This is a genomic window from Streptomyces sp. NPDC021080 (assembly GCF_044333225.1).
Classification (GTDB): domain Bacteria; phylum Actinomycetota; class Actinomycetes; order Streptomycetales; family Streptomycetaceae; genus Streptomyces.
The window spans coordinates 220,042-235,429 of sequence record NZ_JBIRQM010000013.1 but is presented as its reverse complement, the minus strand read 5'-3'; the positions used below and the strand labels follow the sequence as shown (position 1 = coordinate 235,429).

Here is a 15,388-nt window from a genome sequence, read left to right as displayed (position 1 = left end):
GACGGCCTCCTGGTTGAGCTTGGGCACCGCGAGCGCGGTCTTCTGGTCGCTGGTCCCACCCGCGGGGGCCTGGACCGCGTCCGCCTTGGTGATCTTGCCGCCGCTCATGGTCAGCCGCACCTGGACCGGCCCGTACTCGGTCCGCACCACGTCACCGAGGACGGTGCCGGCACCCGCCTGCTCGGCGCCGCCGCCCTGCGCCGCCCCCTGCGCGGCCGCCGTCTGCTGGGGCGCCGCACCGGCCTGCGCCGCCGCGGCGGCCGGGTCGGACGCGGGCTTGAGCGCCAGCAGCAGCACGATCCCGGACACGGTGGCGGCGCTCGCCAGCACGAACCGCCGGATGGGGTGATTTGTCTTCATCGTTCCTGACTCCCGTCGCTCACATCTCGAACGACTCGTGATGGATGCGGCGGGCGGGGACCCCCGCGCCGCGCAGTGCCGCGTACACCTCCTGGGCGAAGCCGGGCGGCCCGCACATGAAGACGTCGTGGTCGTCTATGTCGGGCAGCTTGCGGCGCAGGGAGTCCGCCGAGATGTCCGGACGCTCGCCGTCGGGGCTGTTCACCGCGTACATCAGACGCGCCCCGCGCTCCTTGGAGATGGCGGCCAGTTCGTCCCACAGGGCCAGATCCTGTGTGGTGTTGGCCCGGTAGAGCAGTGTGAGGTCGCCCGACGCGCCGGGAAGGGTCTCGAACAGCGTCCGCATCGGGGTGATGCCGACGCCGCCCGCCACCAGGAGCACCTTGCCGCGGCTGCGCTTTCCGGCGGTCAGGGCGCCGTACGGGCCCTCGGCCCAGACCCGGGTGCCCGGCTCCAGATCCCGCAGCGCGGCGCTGTGGTCGCCGATCGCCTTCACGGTGATGCGCAGCATGTTGGGACGGGGCGACGCCGAGAGGGAGTACGGGTGGGAGCTGAAACGCATCCCGGGTGCCAGGAAGCGCCAGCGGAAGAACTGCCCGGCCTCCGCGCCCATCCGGTGCAGCTTGCGTCCGCTGATGAGCACCGACACGATGCCGGGCGTCTCCTCGATGACCGCCTGGACCCGCATCCGGTGCTTCAGGTTCAGCCGGATCGGAGAAAGGATTCGGTACCACAGGACCAGGGCGGTCACCGATCCGTAGAGCCCGTACCAGACGGTCTTGGCGACGGGTTCCACCGCGAAGTCGTTGCCGGTGGAGAGCTGGTGCCAGAACGTCAGGAACACCGCGGCGTACGTCAGCAGGTGGACGTGGTACCAGGTGTCGTACGGGATCAGCCGGCGCAGCCAGCCGACGGAGATGAAGCCGATCAGCACGAGCAGACCCGTGCCGATCGCCGCCTTGCCCATGTCGGGCAGCTGGTTGACCGAGTCGATGGTCGTCTGCACGATCCCGCCGAGCCCCTTGCCGGACTGCAGGGCGTAGCCCCACATCGTCAGGAAGAGATGGGCGAGGACCATGCAGATGGTGTAGCGGCCGGTCATCGCGTGCCAGCGTGCCACCCGGTCGGATCCCACCCGGCGTTCGAGGGCGGGGACGCGGGCCATCTGCAGCACCACGAGGGCCATCAGATATCCGGCGAGCAGCCCGGTGATACGGCCGGCGTTGAGGATCCTGCTGTTGTTGTCCGCGATGGACGGGGTGTCGTGCCACCACAGCCAGAGGACGGCGGCGGCGCCGGCCCAGACGGCGATCAACAGCGGGACGGCGGGCGAGCGGCGAGGGCGGATTCGGCGCATGGTCTGGCGCCGCGCGGCGCGACCACCGGCGATCGTGGACACGGTTCCTCCGTGTTCGTCCTGGAGAGACGGGGTGAGGGGAGTGGCCCCCTGGCCCAGAGATACGGTCCACGACGCCCGTGCGTTCAGAGGCCTGCCGAGTCGAGTGCCGACTGAAGTGACTGCTTGTATCCGTCGCTGGTGTAGGTGGCTCCGGACACCGAGTCGATCTGGGCACTCTGCGCGGCCAGTGTCTCGCGCCTGAGCTGGGGAATCGCGTAACTGTTGATCTCCTGGTCCCGGGGATTTTCCGAAGGATAGGCCACCGCGGCGGACTCGGTGATCCGGCCGTCCTCCAACGTGATCCGCACCTGGACCGGACCCCAACGCGTCTGCACCGTATCGCCGGTGACGGTCCTGCTCCCCGTGCTCTTCGAGCCCCCGGACGTTCCCGCGGAACTTCCGGAGGAGCCGCCCGGGGACGCGGTGGAGGAACGGCCCACCGACGACGAGGCCTCGGCCGGCGCCGGTGGTGTGTGCGGCTTCAGCGACAGCAGCAGGACGAAACCGGTGACCGTGGTGGCGGCCGCCAGCGTCACCCGGCGCAGCGGACGGTTCTTCTTCAGGGCGTGCACGGCGGCCTCACAGCTCGAACGACTCGTGGTGGATACGGCGGTCGGGGACACCCGCTGCGCGCAGCGCCCCGTACAGGTCCCGGGCCATCGCGGGGGGCCCGCAGAGATAGACGTCGTGCTCGGCGATGTCCGGAACGGCCTCATGCAGGGACCCGGCCGTGAGCCGCGGGCGGGTGCCGTCGGCGGCGTTGAGCGCGTACAGGACCCGGGCCCCGCGCCACCGCGCGATGTCCTCCAGCTCGCCGCCCAGCGCCAAGTCCTCGGCGGTGCGCGCCCGGTAGAGGAGCGTGACCCGGCCGGGCAGCGTCTCGAACAGGGCGCGCAGCGGTGTGATGCCGACGCCGCCCGCGATCAGCAGGGCCTTCGACGTACTGCTGCGGTCCGCGGTCAGCGAGCCGTAGGGGCCCTCCGCCCACACCCGGGTGCCGGGACGCAGCATCCCCACGGCCGCGCTGTGGTCGCCGAGCGCCTTCACCGTGATCCGCATCAGGTCCGGCCGGGGCGGCGCCGACAGCGAGTACGGCGTCGAGGTCCACCGCATTCCGTCCGCGAGGAACCGCCAGCGGAAGAACTGGCCGGACCGCGCGTCCAGTTCGTCCAGACGCTCCCCGCGGATCACCACGGAGAAGACCCCGGGGGACTCCCGGTGCACCGACTCCACGCGCAGCCGGTGGCGCCGGTTGAGCCGCACCGGGGCGAGCAGCCGGAACCACACGACGAGCGCGGCCGTACCGAGGTAGAGGGCGTACCAGGCCGCCCGGGCCGCCGCGTCGCCGACGAAGTCGGAGCCGAGCGCGAGCTGGTGGAAGAAGGCCAGGAAGACCGCCGCGTACGTCAGCAGATGCACGTAGTACCAGAACTCGTGGCTGATCCGGCGGCGGGCCGCGTGCGCCGAGGTGATCCCGACGGCGAACAGGATGACCGTGCCGGTCGTCGCCTTGAGCATGTCCGGGTAGTCGAACACCACGCTGAGCGTCTCGTGGACGACGCCCGTCCCGTCCTGGGCGGCGTAGCCGAACAGGATCAGCGTGACGTGCGCCACCAGCAGGCAGACCGTGTAGCGGCCGGCCATGGCGTGCCAGCGGGCCACCCGGTCGGACCCGACGCGCCGCTCCAGGAGCGGGACCCGGGCCATCAGGGCCACCAGGACGGCGCAGCTGTAGCCGCACAGCAGCCCGGCGATCCGCCCGGCGTCCGTCAGCCAGCCGGCCAGGCCCACCACCGACCGGGTGTCGGTCCACCAGAGGGCGAGGACCCCGGCCGCTCCCGCCCACAGCAGGGCCAGCAGCGGCCCGGCGGGTGAGGGCCGGGGCCGCCCGCGTCCTCGTGCCGTGCGCGGATCCGCCCGCTCGTACACCGTGGTCATCTGTCTGTCCTGCTTTCCTGCGGTCCGGGGGGAAACTGTGCTCGGTGAACCTCTGAGACCGCTCTGAACGAGCCCGTTCCGGGCGCACTCACAGGAAACTGAGAGCGGCGGGCAGGAGGGGGAGAGCGCGGAGAGGCATGCGGGGGACCGGGAAACGGGGCGGACCGGGCGTGGCGGGGGAGCGGGCCTCCCCGTGGTCGGAGACGACTCAGAGGAAACTCAGAGGCCGCGGGGCCGGGAGCGCCCCCCGCCAGGAGCGATGCTGGAAGGCGACATGAACACTCCCTCCCCCGACTCCGCGGTCCCGGAGCCCGATGCCTCACCGGGCCGGGACCCCCGTACCCCCGCGGCCCCGGAAGCCCGTGCCGCCGTCGCTCCGGAGGCCCGTACCCTCGCCGCTCCGGAGGCCCGTGCCCCTGCGGCCCCGGAGCCCCGTGCCGCCGAAGCCCCCGGTGACGGTGTCGTCCGCGCGCGCGGGAGTGCCAGGCCGCCCACCCTCATCCGGCCCGACGGCACCCCCGTGCGCGTCCTCGTCGTCGACGACGATCCGGACCTGGCCGAGGTCCTCTCCGGCGCACTGCGCTACGAGGGATGGGAGGTCCGTACCGCGCACGACGGCGTCTCGGCCGCCGCCGGAGCGCGCGAGCTGCTGCCCGACGCCGTCGTCCTCGACGTGATGCTCCCGGACACCGACGGCTTCGCCGTGCTGCGCGACCTGCACACCGTGCTGCCCGGCGTGTGCGTCCTCTTCCTCACCGCCCGGGACGCGGTGGAGGACCGGATCGCCGGCATCACCGCCGGCGGCGACGACTACGTCACCAAGCCCTTCAGTCTGGAGGAGGTCGTCGCCCGGCTGCGCGGACTGCTCCGCCGTGCCGGCATGGCCCGCCGGATCGACGAGGGCCCACGGCTCGTCGTCGGGGACCTGGCGATGGACGAGGAGGCCCGGGAGGTCACCCGGGGCGGGGACCTGGTCGAGCTGTCGCCGACCGAGTTCGAGCTGCTGCGCTTCCTGATGCGCAACCCGCGCCGCGTGCTCAGCAAGGCGCAGATCCTCGACCGCGTCTGGTCCTACGACTTCGGCGGCCAGGCCCATGTCGTCGAGCTCTACATCTCCTACCTGCGCAAGAAGGTCGACGCGGGCCGGGACCCGATGATCCACACGGTCCGGGGCGCCGGGTACGTCATCAAGCCCGCGGCGGGCCGGTGAAGCCGGACACGCGGGACGGGAACGGGAACGGGAACGGGAACGGGAAGGGGCTCGGGCGCCGGTGGGCCCGGCTGGCCTCGGCCCTGCGCGCGCTGCCGCGGCCCCGCACGATGCGCGCCCGCCTCACCGCCGGGCTCCTGGTGCTCCTTGCCGTCAGCTGCGCGGCCGTCGGCGTGGCCGCGGTCTACGAACTGGACGGCTTCCTGACCGGCCGCCTCGACCAGCAGCTGCAGGAAGCCGGGGCGCGGTTCCCGGCGAGCCTGGAGCACGGTTCGACGACGCCGCCCGGCAAGCCGTCCGACCACGACGGCGACGAACACGGGGACATCCGGCGCCAGAGCACGGGCACGTTCGGAGCACGTCTGGTCGGCGGGGACGTCACCACCGCCGCCGTCGTGCCGCCGGGCCCCGGCACCGCCGTCCGGAACGTGGATCCGACCGCCCACGACGAGGCGGTCCTGGCGGCGGTCCCGGTGGACGGCCGTGCCCACACCGTCTGTCTTTCGGCCCTGGGCGGCTACCGCGTCCTGGCCACGACGGGCAAGGACGGTGACGTACTGATCACCGGGCTGCCCACGGAGCCGGTCGACGCGGCCGTCCACCGTCTGGAACTCGTCGCCGGCCTGGTCCTCGGCGTGGCCCTGGTGGTCGCCGGAGTCGCCGGGGCCCTGTGGGTGCGCTGGTCGCTGCGGCCGCTGAACCGGGTCGCCGCGACCGCCACCCGGGTCAGCGAACTCCCGCTCGCCAGCGGGGAGGTGGCACTGCCTCCCCGGGCGCCCGAGTCGGACCCGCGCAGCGAGGTGGGCCGCGTCGCCGCCGCCTTCAACCGCATGCTCGGCCATGTCGAGGACGCGCTCACCAAGCGGCACGCGAGCGAGGAACGGCTGCGCACCTTCGCCGCCGACGCCAGCCACGAACTGCGCACCCCGGTCGCGTCGGTCCGGGGGCACGCCGAGCTCGCGCTGCTGCACCCCGGCCCGGTGCCCCCGAAGGTGACGCGGGCCCTCGAACGGATCGCCGCCGAGTCGGCGCGGATGGGCGAGATGGTCGACGACCTGCTGCTGCTGGCCCGCCTGGACGCGGGCCGTCCCCTGGAGCGCCTTCCCGTCGACCTCACCCACCTCGTCCTCGACGCGGTCACCGACGCCCGCGCGGCGGGCCCCGGCCACCGGTGGGTCCTGGAACTGGCGGAGGAGCCGGTGACCGTGACGGGCGACGCCCACCGGCTCCAGCAGGTGTCGGCCAACCTGCTGGCCAACGCGCGGCTTCACACGCCCCCGGGCACCCGGGTGACGGTGTCCCTGGAGCGTGCCGGGAAGGAGGCCGTGCTGAAGGTCCAGGACGACGGCCCCGGGGTTCCCGAGGACGTCCGGCCCGGTGTCTTCGAGCGCTTCACCCGGGCGGACCGGCGCCGCGCCGATGCCTCCGGCAGCGGAGCGGGGCTCGGTCTGTCCATCGTGGCGGCCGTGGTCGAGGCGCACCACGGCACGGTCGGGCTGGAGAGCAGGCCGGGGGCGACGACGTTCACGGTCAGGCTTCCGGCGGTCTGAACGGCGGCCCGAGGCCGGTGGCTCGGGTCCGGTGGCCCGCTCCGGTGGTGGGGCGGGGCCGTGCCGGTGCATCAGCCCGTCGCTGTCGGACAGGAGGTGAGCGTTGATGGCGACGGGCATCGATGTACCGGCACGGCCCCTCGCGCCGGATCCCGGCTGCGGGTGCGATGTGGCGCGGGGGGTGGCGGCCGGTGGTGCGGTGTCGTCAGTAGCGGGTGATCGTTGTTGTTCCGGTTGTCGTGCCGATGGCGATGTGGGGGGCTCGTGCGGGGTTTGCCCAGGTGAGGAGGCGCCGCATCGTGTCCTTGGGCACTGAGATGCAGCCGGCCGTCGGGCCGTTGCCGTCGACGTGCAGGAAGATTCCCGCGCCCCGGCCTCGTACGGGGCGCTCGTAGTTGAAGCCGATGACGAGGGCGTGCGCGTACTGGCCGGTGTAGGTGATCAGGTGCTCGGACTCCTTCGCCCGGCAGTCCGCGGGGCGCGGTTCGGCCCACCGGTTGTACGAGCGGGACGCGTTGTCCTGGCACCACCAGGAGTCCTTGGTCACCCGGCGGTAGGGCATCGAGGTCCCTCGCGGTGCCGCCCGGGTCCCGAACGCGTACGGCAGCTCGTACAGACCGGTGGGTGTCGTGTTCGTGCCCTGGAGCCGGGCTCCGCCCTCGACGAGTCCGCGCGCCCCGAACCGCGCGGGCGCCGAACCGGCCCGCACCCAGCGCCCGCCCCGCAGGTCCCACCACGTGAGCGTCCCCGAGGTCGCGTCCGGGCGCGGGGCCTCGGCCGTGACGAGCTGGCTCCCGCCGCCGGTGTCGGCCAGCCTCGCGGGAAGGACGGTGGCGGGCGGCGGCCCGCTCGGGGCCAGGGCGAGCAGGGACGCGGACGCGAGGGCGGCGGCTCCGAGGCGCATGGCTCAGACCGTACTGGGGGGCAACGGCAGCGGCAGCCCGGGAAGTCCGTCCAGGCTCGTCGCGATGTGCTCCTTCTTGGTGAAGTACGCGCTCAGCGAGGCGTCGTCCTCGCGCGCGAAACGCTTGCCGTGCAGATCGCGGTCCTCCTCGTAGGACATGAAGGGCACCGCGTAGCCGCAGGTGTCGCGGACGAGCTCGGCGGTCACGACGATGATCGCGCGCAGTCCGTGCGAGGCCGGGTCGATGCCGCCGAAGCGGGTGAGCAGCTCCGGGAAGCGCGGGTCGTCGCGGAAGACCGGCTCGCCGCGGCCGTGCACCCGGACGATGTTGGGCGGGCCCTGGAAGGCGCACCACATCAGGGTGATCCGGCCGTTCTCGCGCAGATGCGCGATGGTCTCCGCGTTGCTCCCGGCGAAGTCCAGATACGCCACGGTCAGTTCGTCGAGAACCGCGAACGAGCCGGTGAGCCCTTTGGGGGAGAGATTGACCGTGCCGTCCCCGGACAGCGGTGCGGTCGCGGTGAAGAAGAGGGGCTGTGCCTCGATGAACGAGCGGAGGCGGCCGTCGATGCGCTCATAGGTCTTTCCCATGTCTAACGATTATCGGGGAAAGCCTTTCGCCTGTCTAAGGGTTTGCGGGTTCCGGTGTCCGAGGGACTGCGGGTTCCGGCGGCGCCGTTCAGGGACACCGCCGGAACCCGTGTGCGGCCGCCCCGGCCGGCGTCTTCGGGGCGGCCGGATCACCGGTCAGGTCACTTGTCGAGCGTGCAGGCGGCGAGGGCGTCCAGGCCCTGCGGCTTGGCGGCGGTGCGGCCGATGGAGATCGCGATGCGGTCGATCGTGGAGACGCGCTTGTCCTTGAGGGGGCCGAGGATGGCGTTCTGGACGAAGTTGGGGCCGCCCTGTCCGACGGTGTCGACGAGTCGCTTGTTCGCCTCGGCGATCTGGGTGTTCAGCAGGGTGAGGTTGCGGTCGACCTCGGCCTTCGCGGAGGCGGGGACGGCCGGCAGTTGTGAGGCGACGTCCGGGCAGGTGATGGTGCCCGCGGCGGTGGCGGCGCCCGTTCCCGAGGCGGCCCCGCCCGCCTGGGCCGTGGCCGCGGCGCTCGGGGCGGCGGACGCGGCGCCCGTACCGCCGGCGGCCGCGCCTCCGGCGGTGTTGAGCGTGCAGGGTGCGAGGGCGTCCAGGCCCTGCGGCTTGGCGGCCGTACGCCCGATGGCCGTCGCGATGCGGTTGACGGTGGCGACGCGCTTGTCCTTGAGGGGGCCGAGGATGGCGTTCTGGACGAAGTTGGGGCCGCCCTGTCCGACGGTGTCGACCAGTCGCTTGTTCGCCTCGGCGATCTGGGTGTTCAACAGGGCGAGGTTCCGGTCGACCTCGGCCTTCGCGGAGGCGGGGACCGCGGGCAGGCTCGGGGCGACCGCCGGGCAGTTCACCGTGTTCGCGGCGGCCTTCGTCGTGGCGTTCTGCGCGGTGTTGTGCGTCTCGCCCGCCAGAGCACTGCCGGCGATCACGGCCGCGGACAGCACCACGGCGGAGGCGCCGCCGATCATCACGACGCGCCGCTTGTTGTACTTCGGAAGAGCCCTGGACATGCGGAATCCTCACTCGGGTCGGGGGTGGACGACCATCCGGCGTTCGACCGGTCGGTCAATGTCCGTGTGTCTGCCGTGCATGAACGCGGCGCCTGCGTTCAGCGGGAGATACGCGGAAACGATTACGAGTGTTCAACCCTCGGTGAAGATTCCTCGACCGAGCGCGCCCGGGCGGGCCGCAATTGACGAACCATGCAGAGTGCTGCATACTCATGCATGTCAGCGAATGCACTGTTGAGGAGAATCCCGTGACCGAGCGCGTCGTACTCGCCTACTCAGGCGGTCTGGACACCTCCGTCGCCATCGGCTGGATCGCCGAGGAGACGGGCGCCGAGGTCATCGCCGTCGCGGTCGATGTCGGCCAGGGCGGCGAGGACCTGGACGTCATCCGTAAGCGCGCCATCGCGTGCGGTGCCGTCGAGGCCGAGGTCGCGGACGCGAAGGACGAGTTCGCCGACGAGTACTGCCTCCCGGCGATCAAGGCCAACGCCCTCTACATGGACCGCTACCCGCTGGTCTCCGCCCTCTCCCGGCCGACGATCGTCAAGCACCTCGTCGCCGCCGCCCAGAAGCACGGAGCCACCACGGTCGCCCACGGCTGCACCGGCAAGGGCAATGACCAGGTGCGGTTCGAGGCCGGCATCGTCGCCCTCGCCCCCGACCTCAAGTGCATCGCCCCGGTCCGCGACTACGCGATGACCCGGGACAAGGCGATCGCCTTCTGCGAGGAGAAGCAGCTCCCGATCGCCACCACCAAGAAGTCCCCGTACTCCATCGACCAGAACGTCTTCGGGCGCGCGGTCGAGACGGGCTTCCTGGAGGACATCTGGAACGCCCCGATCGAGGACATCTACGAGTACACCTCGAACCCGGCCGAGCACCGCGAGGCCGACGAGGTGATCATCACCTTCAAGCAGGGTGTCCCGGTCGCCGTCGACGGCAAGCCCGTCAGCGTCCTGCAGGCCATCCAGCAGCTCAACGAGCGCGCCGGAGCCCAGGGCATCGGCCGGATCGACATGGTCGAGGACCGGCTCGTGGGCATCAAGTCCCGCGAGGTGTACGAGGCTCCGGGCGCGATCGCGCTGATCACCGCGCACCAGGAGCTGGAGAACGTCACCGTCGAGCGTGAACTCGCCCGCTACAAGCGGCAGGTCGAGCAGCGCTGGGGCGAACTGGTCTACGACGGCCAGTGGTTCTCCCCGCTCAAGCGCGCCCTGGACGGCTTCATCGACGAGGCCAACCAGCACGTCAACGGCGACATCCGGATGACCCTGCACGGCGGCCGCGCGGTCGTCACGGGCCGGCGCTCCGACACCTCGCTCTACGACTTCGACCTCGCCACGTACGACACCGGCGACACCTTCGACCAGGCCGCGGCCAAGGGCTTCATCGACATCTACAGCCTGTCGTCGAAGATCGCCGCCAAGCGGGATCTGGCTTAAGCGGTACGGGACTTGGCGCGGACCGTGTCGTGTCCGCCGCCCTCCGGGCCGCCCGAGCACTAGCCTGGCCACCGCCTCCTCACGTACGCGTGGGGAGGCGGTGGCACATCCACACCTTTCGAGGAGTAACGCAAGTGAGCAGCAACAGCGGTGACGTCCGGCTCTGGGGCGGACGGTTCGCCGACGGTCCCGCCGAGGCCCTGGCCAAGCTGTCCGCGTCGGTCCACTTCGACTGGCGCCTCGCGCCGTACGACATCGCCGGTTCGCGTGCCCACGCGCGCGTGCTGCACAAGGCGGGCCTGCTCACCGAGGACGAGCTCACGCGCATGATCGAGGGCCTCGACCGGCTGGAGGCGGACGTCGCCGACGGCTCCTTCGTGGGCACGATCGCCGACGAGGACGTCCACACCGCTCTGGAACGCGGCCTCCTCGAGCGCCTCGGCCCCGACCTCGGCGGCAAGCTCCGTGCCGGCCGCTCCCGCAACGACCAGGTGGCCACGCTCTTCCGGATGTACCTGCGCGACCACGCCCGGATCATCGGCGGGCTCATCGCCGACCTCCAGGAGGCGCTGATCGGCCTGGCGGAGGCCCACCCGGACGTGGCGATGCCCGGCCGTACGCACCTCCAGCACGCCCAGCCCGTGCTGTTCGCGCATCACGTCCTCGCCCATGTCCAGTCCCTGTCCCGGGACGCGGAGCGGCTGCGCCAGTGGGACGAGCGGACGGCCGTCTCGCCGTACGGCTCCGGCGCGCTGGCCGGCTCCTCCCTCGGCCTGGACCCGGAGGCGGTGGCGAAGGACCTCGGGTTCGAGCACGGCAGCGTGGCCAACTCCATCGACGGCACGGCCTCCCGCGACTTCGTGGCGGAGTTCGCGTTCATCACCGCGATGATCGGCGTGAACCTCTCCCGGATCGCCGAGGAGATCATCATCTGGAACACGAAGGAGTTCTCCTTCGTCACGCTCCACGACGCGTTCTCCACCGGCTCGTCGATCATGCCGCAGAAGAAGAACCCGGACATCGCCGAGCTGGCGCGCGGCAAGTCGGGCCGGCTGATCGGCAACCTGACCGGGCTGATGGCCACGCTCAAGGCGCTGCCCCTCGCCTACAACCGTGATCTCCAGGAGGACAAGGAGCCGGTCTTCGACTCCTGCGACCAGCTGGAGGTCCTGCTCCCCGCCTTCACCGGCATGATGGCCACGCTGACCGTCCACCGCGAGCGCATGGAGGAGCTGGCCCCGGCCGGTTTCTCGCTCGCCACCGACATCGCCGAGTGGCTGGTCAGGCAGGGCGTGCCGTTCCGGGTCGCGCACGAGGTGGCCGGCGAGTGCGTGAAGGTCGCCGAGGCCGAGGGCAAGGAGCTGGACGAACTGACCGACGAGCAGTTCGCGAAGATCTCGGCGCATCTGACGCCCGAGGTGCGGACCGTCCTCGACGTCCCCGGCGCCCTCGCCTCCCGCGACGGCCGTGGCGGTACGGCCCCGAGCGCCGTCGCCGTCCAGCTCGCCGAGATCAAGACGGACGTCGCCGTCCAGCAGACATGGGCGGCGGCCAAGCGGAAGAAGTAGTACCGCGGCAGGCGCCGTTCATCCCGCCGGAGCGGCCGGCGCCGCGACGGGCGAACCCCGCCCGCCGCCGCGGCGGCCCACTCGCGGGCGCGGGCCGGGAAACGGACACGGACCGCGGGCGGGAGCGGGTGCCGTACGACGGAGGGTGTCGCGGGTTACGTTGGCCGGAGCCGTAAGGAGCCGACCGAACGGAGCCGCGATGCCCTTCGCACGTCTCGCCTCAGCCACGACTCCCACCGCCCACCTGGGCCTGGGGCTCGCCGCGGTGGGCCGCCCGGGCTACATCAACCTGGGGCGCGAGGAGGACCTCCCGGCCGACCGCAGTGTCGACGCCCTGCGCGAGCGCACCCATGAACTCCTCGAAGCCGCCTATGCCCAGGGTGTGCGCTACTTCGACGTGGCCCGTTCCTACGGCCGGTCCGAGGAGTTCCTCGCCGGCTGGCTGAGCGGCCGCCCGGACGTCGACGACGTCGTCATCGGCAGCAAGTGGGGTTACACCTACACGGCCGACTGGCGCACCGACGCCGAGGCGCACGAGGTCAAGGACCACGGCCTCGCCATGTACGAGCGGCAGCGCGCCGAGACCGCGGCACTGCTCGGCGACCGGCTCGACCTCTACCAGATCCACTCGGTGACCCCGGACAGCCCGGCCCTCACCGACAAGGAGCTGCACGCGGCCCTCGCCGAAGCGGCCGCCGGCGGTCTGTCGATCGGCTTCTCGACCAGCGGGCCCGCGCAGGCGGAGACGATCCGTGCCGCGCTCGCCGTCACGGTCGGCGGCGAGCCGCTGTTCCGCACCGTGCAGTCCACGTACAACGTCCTGGAGACCTCCGCCGCCCCGGCGCTCGCCGAGGCCCACGACGCCGGGCTCACGGTGATCGTCAAGGAGGGCGTGGCCAACGGCCGGCTCGCCGGGGCCCACGCGCCCGAGGCGCTGCGCGCCGTCGCCGGGGAGACCTCCCTCGGCTGTGACGCCGTCGCCCTCGCCCTGATCCTGCGGCAGCCCTGGGCCGGCGTCGTGCTGTCGGGGGCGGCCACCGCCCAGCAGCTCGCCTCGAACCTGCACGCGGCGGTCGTCGACCTCGACGACGACCAGCTGTCCCGGCTCGCCGCCCTGGTGGAGGAACCGGGCGCGTACTGGGAGCGGCGCGGGCAGCTGCCCTGGCACTGAGCGTCACACGTCACCGCAGAAGCCCTGCGGGTATCCGTGAACACGGAGAGGGTGAGACACGCATGCGTCGTATGAGACATTCATGTCTCACATGCGGTACAGTTGTCTCATGGCTGTCGACCGTGAACACGTGCTGCGCAGCGCAGCCGCCCTGCTCACCCGCAAATCCACCGCGACGATGGACGAGGTGGCCAAGGCCGCCGGGATCAGCCGGGCCACGCTGCACCGCCAGTTCGCCGGCCGGGACGCGCTCGTCCGCGCGCTGGAGGCGCTCGGCATCGAGGAGTGCGAGGCCGCTCTGGACGCGGCCCGTCTCGACGACGGCACCGCCCAGGAGGCCGTGCGCCGTCTGGTGAGCGAGCTGGAGCGGGCGGCCGGACTGCTCGCCTTCCTCTACACGGAGAACCAGCTCTTCGAGGGCGACGGGCAGCACGAGGGCTGGGCCCGGCTCGACACCCGGATGGCCGCGCTGTTCAGACGCGGCCAGGAGAGCGGAGAGTTCCGCATCGACCTCAGCCCGGCCTGGCTCACCGAGGCGCTCTACGGACTGATGGCCTCGGCGTCCTGGGCCGTGACCGAGGGCCGGGTCGCCGCCAAGGACTTCCACCACATGATCGTCGAGCTGCTGCTCGGCGGCGCGCTCAGGAGAGAGGAACCATGACCAGCACCCTGCGGCCGGCGGTCGCGACACGGATGCCGAAGCGCCCGGGCCGCTGGCTCGCGCTCTGCGTCCTCGTCCTCGCCGTGCTGCTGGTGGCCGTCGACGCGACCGTCCTCGGCCTCGCGACCCCCTACATCAGTGAAGACCTCGAACCCTCGGGCACCCAGCTGCTGTGGATCGGTGACGTCTACTCCTTCGTCATCGCCGGGCTGCTCGTCTCCATGGGCAGTCTCGGCGACCGCATCGGCCGCAAGAAGCTGCTGCTCACCGGCGCCACGGCGTTCGGTCTGATATCCGTGCTCAACGCCTACGCCGCGACACCCGAGTCGATGATCCTGGCGCGGGCGCTGCTCGGAGTCGCGGGCGCGACCCTGATGCCCGCCACCCTCGCCCTGATCCGCAACATCTTCCACGACCCGCGCGAGCGCAGCCTCGCCATCGGCATCTGGGGCGCCACGGCCTCCGCGGGCACGGCGGTCGGCCCGGTCGTCGGCGGTTTCCTGCTCGAACACTTCTGGTGGGGCTCGGTCTTCCTCATCAATCTTCCGGTGATGGTCGTCCTCGTCCTCGTCGGACGCAGGCTGCTCCCCGAGTCGAAGAGCCCGAACCCCGGTCCCTGGGACCTGATCAGCGTGACGCTCTCGCTCGTCGGCGTCATCGGTGTGGTGTACGCGGTGAAGGAGCTCGCCGCGCACGGGCCGAGCGGGCAGGCGCTCGCCGCGGGCCTACTGGGAGCGGGCGCCCTGTTCTGGTTCGTACGCCGCCAACTGACGCTTCCGATCCCGCTGTTGGACGTCCGTCTGTTCCGTAACCGGGGGTTCTCCGGTGCGGTGCTCGCCGACCTGTTCACCGTGCTCGGCATGTCCGGGCTCGTGTTCTTCCTCTCCCAGTACCTGCAACTGGTGCAGGGTCGCGGGCCGTTCGAGGCGGGACTCGCCGAAGTCCCGGCCGCCGTGGGCGCGGTGGCGGCCGGCCTGGTCGCCGGACGGTTCGCGCGGCGCTTCTCGGTGCGGACCGTCGTGTCCGGCGGACTCGCCGCGGTGGGCCTCGCGCTCGGGGTGCTCACCGTGCTGGACGGGTCCACCGGCTATCCGCTGCTCGGCGCGGCCCTGCTGGTCGTCGGCGTCGGCGCGGGCTTCTCGTTCACCGTCACCGCCGACGTCATCCTCTCCGCCGTCCCCAAGGAGCAGGCGGGCGCCGCGTCCGCGGTCTCCGAGACGGCGTACGAGCTCGGAGCGGCTCTGGGCATCGCCCTGCTCGGCTCCGTCGTGACCGGCGTGTACGCCGGTTTCACCGGCCCCGCGGGCACACCGGCCGCGGCGCACGACTCGCTGGGCGGAGCGGTGGAGGCCGCCGGACACCTGCCCGAGCACACCGCCGAGGCGCTGCTGACCGCGGCCAGGGAGTCCTTCGTGGACGGTCTGGCCCTCGCCTCCGGCGCGGGTGCGGCGGTCCTGCTCGCCACCGCGGCGGCGGCCTGGTCCCTGCTGCGCGGCCAGAAGTTGGAGGTGTAGTCGCGCGCCGGAGCGGAAACCTGGCGGGATGTGCCGGGCCTGTGGGAACGGGCAGCCGGCGGGATGCGCGTGGCCG

The 15,388-nt window shown here is 72.0% G+C and carries 13 protein-coding genes and 1 pseudogene; 7 read left to right on the top strand and 7 right to left on the bottom strand.

The window, feature by feature from the left end:
• The 4 genes and pseudogenes from ACH4S8_RS30245 to ACH4S8_RS30230 all read right to left on the bottom strand — a co-directional run.
• Window positions 1-360, bottom strand: a pseudogene (locus ACH4S8_RS30245) (FMN-binding protein); the annotation flags it as partial.
• Between the two features lie 19 nt (window positions 361-379).
• Window positions 380-1,717 carry a ferric reductase-like transmembrane domain-containing protein gene (locus ACH4S8_RS30240; protein ID WP_398399744.1) on the bottom strand — a complete coding sequence of 446 codons (1,338 nt, stop codon included), beginning with the start codon at window positions 1,715-1,717 and terminating at the stop codon, window positions 380-382.
• A 125-nt stretch (window positions 1,718-1,842) separates the two neighbouring features.
• Window positions 1,843-2,331 carry an FMN-binding protein gene (locus ACH4S8_RS30235; RefSeq protein WP_398399553.1) on the bottom strand — a complete coding sequence of 163 codons (489 nt, stop codon included), beginning with the start codon at window positions 2,329-2,331 and terminating at the stop codon, window positions 1,843-1,845.
• 7 nt (window positions 2,332-2,338) lie between these two features.
• Window positions 2,339-3,697 (bottom strand): ferric reductase-like transmembrane domain-containing protein, encoded by a 1,359-nt coding sequence (locus ACH4S8_RS30230; protein ID WP_398399551.1) that lies wholly within the window; start codon window positions 3,695-3,697, stop codon window positions 2,339-2,341.
• A gap of 499 nt (window positions 3,698-4,196) precedes the next feature.
• On the opposite strand from ACH4S8_RS30230, the gene ACH4S8_RS30225 reads away from it, so the two are divergent.
• Both ACH4S8_RS30225 and ACH4S8_RS30220 read left to right on the top strand, forming a co-directional pair.
• Entirely contained in the window at window positions 4,197-4,907 is a 711-nt protein-coding gene (locus ACH4S8_RS30225) for a response regulator transcription factor (RefSeq protein WP_398399742.1), read from the top strand.
• 110 nt (window positions 4,908-5,017) lie between these two features.
• A complete protein-coding gene (locus ACH4S8_RS30220; RefSeq protein WP_398399740.1) occupies window positions 5,018-6,457 on the top strand; it encodes a sensor histidine kinase in 1,440 nt (479 codons plus the stop codon).
• Window positions 6,458-6,662: 205 nt separating this feature from the next.
• Here the strand turns inward: ACH4S8_RS30220 and ACH4S8_RS30215 are convergent, their stop codons facing one another.
• The 3 genes from ACH4S8_RS30215 to ACH4S8_RS30205 form a co-directional block, all read right to left on the bottom strand.
• Window positions 6,663-7,361, bottom strand: a complete 699-nt coding sequence (locus tag ACH4S8_RS30215; protein WP_398399549.1) for a L,D-transpeptidase — start codon at window positions 7,359-7,361, stop codon at window positions 6,663-6,665.
• Window positions 7,362-7,364: 3 nt separating this feature from the next.
• Complete coding sequence (locus tag ACH4S8_RS30210; RefSeq protein WP_398399547.1) at window positions 7,365-7,952, bottom strand: pyridoxamine 5'-phosphate oxidase family protein; 588 nt, start codon at window positions 7,950-7,952, stop codon at window positions 7,365-7,367.
• Between the two features lie 161 nt (window positions 7,953-8,113).
• Window positions 8,114-8,956 (bottom strand): hypothetical protein, encoded by an 843-nt coding sequence (locus tag ACH4S8_RS30205; RefSeq protein WP_398399545.1) that lies wholly within the window; start codon window positions 8,954-8,956, stop codon window positions 8,114-8,116.
• A 248-nt stretch (window positions 8,957-9,204) separates the two neighbouring features.
• On the opposite strand from ACH4S8_RS30205, the gene ACH4S8_RS30200 reads away from it, so the two are divergent.
• The 5 genes from ACH4S8_RS30200 (at window position 9,205) to ACH4S8_RS30180 (ending at window position 15,312) form a co-directional block, all read left to right on the top strand.
• Complete coding sequence (locus tag ACH4S8_RS30200) at window positions 9,205-10,398, top strand: argininosuccinate synthase (RefSeq protein WP_398399543.1); 1,194 nt, start codon at window positions 9,205-9,207, stop codon at window positions 10,396-10,398.
• Between the two features lie 134 nt (window positions 10,399-10,532).
• Window positions 10,533-11,966, top strand: a complete 1,434-nt coding sequence (argH, locus tag ACH4S8_RS30195; protein WP_398399541.1) for an argininosuccinate lyase — start codon at window positions 10,533-10,535, stop codon at window positions 11,964-11,966.
• A 199-nt stretch (window positions 11,967-12,165) separates the two neighbouring features.
• Complete coding sequence (locus tag ACH4S8_RS30190) at window positions 12,166-13,137, top strand: aldo/keto reductase (RefSeq protein ID WP_398399539.1); 972 nt, start codon at window positions 12,166-12,168, stop codon at window positions 13,135-13,137.
• 109 nt (window positions 13,138-13,246) lie between these two features.
• Window positions 13,247-13,798: a TetR/AcrR family transcriptional regulator gene (locus ACH4S8_RS30185; RefSeq protein WP_398399537.1), complete on the top strand. Its 552-nt coding sequence runs from the start codon at window positions 13,247-13,249 to the stop codon at window positions 13,796-13,798.
• Window positions 13,795-15,312 carry an MFS transporter gene (locus ACH4S8_RS30180; protein ID WP_398399535.1) on the top strand — a complete coding sequence of 506 codons (1,518 nt, stop codon included), beginning with the start codon at window positions 13,795-13,797 and terminating at the stop codon, window positions 15,310-15,312. Before ACH4S8_RS30185 ends, ACH4S8_RS30180 begins: the two co-directional genes overlap by 4 nt.
• The last annotated feature ends 76 nt before the right edge of the window (window positions 15,313-15,388 follow it).